At 63.9% G+C, this 2,609-nt stretch carries 3 protein-coding genes; 2 read left to right on the top strand and 1 reads right to left on the bottom strand.

Going from position 1 to position 2,609, the window contains the following annotated elements; genetic code table 11:
• A partial coding sequence (locus EN750_RS28460; protein ID WP_127398735.1) for a UxaA family hydrolase occupies positions 1–1,040 on the bottom strand: 1,040 nt, incomplete at its 3' end.
• Positions 1,041–1,266: 226 nt separating this feature from the next.
• Here EN750_RS28460 and EN750_RS28455 point away from each other — a divergent pair.
• The gene (locus EN750_RS28455) at positions 1,267–2,169 is read left to right on the top strand and encodes a GntR family transcriptional regulator (RefSeq protein WP_127398733.1); all 903 of its coding nucleotides are present in this window, start codon (positions 1,267–1,269) and stop codon (positions 2,167–2,169) included.
• A 196-nt stretch (positions 2,170–2,365) separates the two neighbouring features.
• Positions 2,366–2,609: hypothetical protein (locus tag EN750_RS28450; RefSeq protein WP_127398731.1), on the top strand; the 244-nt coding region annotated here is incomplete at its 3' end.

The raw sequence follows: 2,609 nt of genomic DNA, 5'->3' as shown, positions 1-2,609 counted from the left end.
GGCGAGGGGTTGTTGTCGATCGAGGCGCCATGCTTGGCGACGTGGTCCTCCCACCATTTCACGAAGCCGTCGAGCTTCTGCGCGATCTCCGGCGTTGCCGCGCGGTAGGCAAGCAGATGCTCGGCGCCGTAGATCTCCGTGGTCTCGGAGAGGATGCCGATGCCGCCGACGCCGGCCAGAATGTCGACGGCCGCGCCCAGCGCCGGATTGGCCGTGATGCCCGACATGCCGTCGGAGCCGCCGCATTGCAGGCCGACGACGATCTCGCTGACCGGGATCGGCTCACGCTTCAGCTGGCCGACTTCCTCGGCGATCTCGGCCAGCACGCCCATCGCCTTTTCCACCGATTTGCGCGATCCGCCGGCGTCCTGGATGTTGAAATGGCGTTTGCCGGCAGCGACGCCCTTCTGGCCGTATAGGGTGAGCTGGTTGACTTCGCAGCCGAGGCCGACCATCAGCACGCCGCCGAAATTCGGGTGGCGGGCGTAGCCGGCGAGCGTACGGTGCAGCACCATCATGCCGTCGCCGGTGCCGCTCATGCCGCAGCCCTGGCCGTGCACGATCGGCACGAAACCGTCGATGCCGGGATAGTTAGGCAAAAGGGTGCGGTTGGCGGTGTCGGCGATGGAATGGCAGACGGTGGCCGAGCAATTGACGCTGGCGACGATGCCGATGAAGTTGCGCGTGCCGGCGCGGCCATCGGCGCGGCGATAGCCCATGAAGGTGCGGGCGCGATCGGCCTCCGTCGCGTGCTCGGCCTCGCTCGGCGGCACGACCGGCAAGCGGCCTGATTCGAAAACCAGATTGTGCGAATGAACGTGCTCGCCCGCTGCAATATCCTGTGTCGCTCGACCGATCGCTTGGGCGTATTTCACCACGGCCTCGCCGGCGGCGATCGGCTTGATCGCCACCTTGTGGCCGGGCTCGATCAGCGCACTGGCGACGGCACCGCCCGGCAGCGCGGTGCCGATCTCGATGCGGCCGTTGGCGACGGCGACATTGTCGGCAGGGGACAGGAGAATGCAGTTGGAGGCGTTCACGGGCGGTTTCCTGGGTGATCCTGGGTTGCGCGGACGGATTGACACGCGTCTGTTTAGAGATAATGTCTTTTATCGTGAAAAAACAGTTTTGCGTCAATTGTTTTTTCGTGGGGAGTTCCGCATGTCTGGGTTGTTCCGGGAAGCAATTTCGCTTCTCAGGGCCATGGGAACGTCATATTGCGCTTCAAACCGGCCGCCGCAAGCGACGGCGTGCAACGGGTCAGGGATGTCGAAGAGCAACAACGTCTACAAGGATGCCTACAACCGCTGCCTGCGGCTGCTCGACGAAACGCGCAGCCTGCCTTCGGAGCCGGAACTGGGCACCTTGCTTGGCGTCAGCCGTACGACCGTCCGCACCATTCTTGCGCGCATGGAAGAGACAGGGCTGATCGCCTGGGACAAGCGCGCCAAGACGGTGCTGCGCGAAGCGCGTCCGGACGATTTTTTCCCCGAAGAAGAGACCGACACGCTGGCCGAGATCATCGAACGGTCGTTCATGCGCAGGCTGCTCGCCGGCGGCGCCGAGGCCGGCATGCAGATCAACGAACTCGAACTGGCGCGTGAGATCGGCGTCGGCACCACCAGCGTGCGCGAGTTCCTGATCCGCTTCTCCCGCTTCGGCCTGATCGAGAAGCGCCGCAACAGCCATTGGGTGCTGAAGGGCTTTACCCGCGCCTTCGCGCTGGAGCTGACCGAAATCCGCGAAATGTTCGAACTGCGCTCGGCGGCCGCCTTCGCCGCTTTACCGCAGGACAGCGCGGTGTGGGCCGATCTAGATCGCCTTGAGGATGAGCATCGCCAGTTGGCAAACGACATCGCCACCCGCTTCACCGAGTTCTCCGAACTCGACGAGCGCTTCCACCGGCTCATCCACCGGGCGTCGCGCAACCGCTTCATCGTCGATTTCTACGATGTCATCGCCATGATCTTCCACTACCACTACCAGTGGAACAAGGCGCAGGAACGCGAACGCAACGAAGTCGCGATCGGCGAGCATCTGGTCTATATCGAGGCGCTGAAATCGCGCGACCTCGGCAAGGTCGACGCCGCCTGCCGCAAGCATCTGAAGTCGGCGCGCCAGACATTGCTGACCTCGATCCCGGAGAGCCGGTCGCTACAAAAATCCTGAGCCGCGCTGAGGCTCAGAGTCTTGTTTCATGCATGTCGTTGTCCCAAAATCGCCGCACACTTTTGGGCGACATGCATTGATATGCCGCGTTGGCGCCGCGGCGATTTGGCGATTTTCCACCCGCCAGCCCCGTGCTAGGAATGTCGCATTGCTGCGAAGAGGCAGGGCTTTGAGCGTATCGAGGAGACGGTGGAGCATGCCGGTCGCGCTGGTCGCGGCCTATCTGCTGTTGCTCCAGTCCACGCTCGGAGCATTCGCCTTCGGCACCGGTCCCAATGCATCGCAGCTCGACGCCTTTGGCAACGTCATCTGCACCCATGAGGGCGCAGCCCAGATTCCCGGCGGCAACCAGCAGCCGTCCCATCTTCCGGCATGCTGCGTGCTCGGCTGCAGCATGGTTTCGGCGGCCTTTGCGCCGCCGCCCGGTGCTGGCCTGGCGC

The sequence above is a fragment of the Mesorhizobium sp. M7A.F.Ca.ET.027.03.2.1 genome, from assembly GCF_003999175.1.
Taxonomy (GTDB): domain Bacteria; phylum Pseudomonadota; class Alphaproteobacteria; order Rhizobiales; family Rhizobiaceae; genus Mesorhizobium.
The sequence above is the reverse complement of the archived record's forward strand: the minus strand, read 5'-3'. Positions and strand labels throughout refer to the sequence as shown.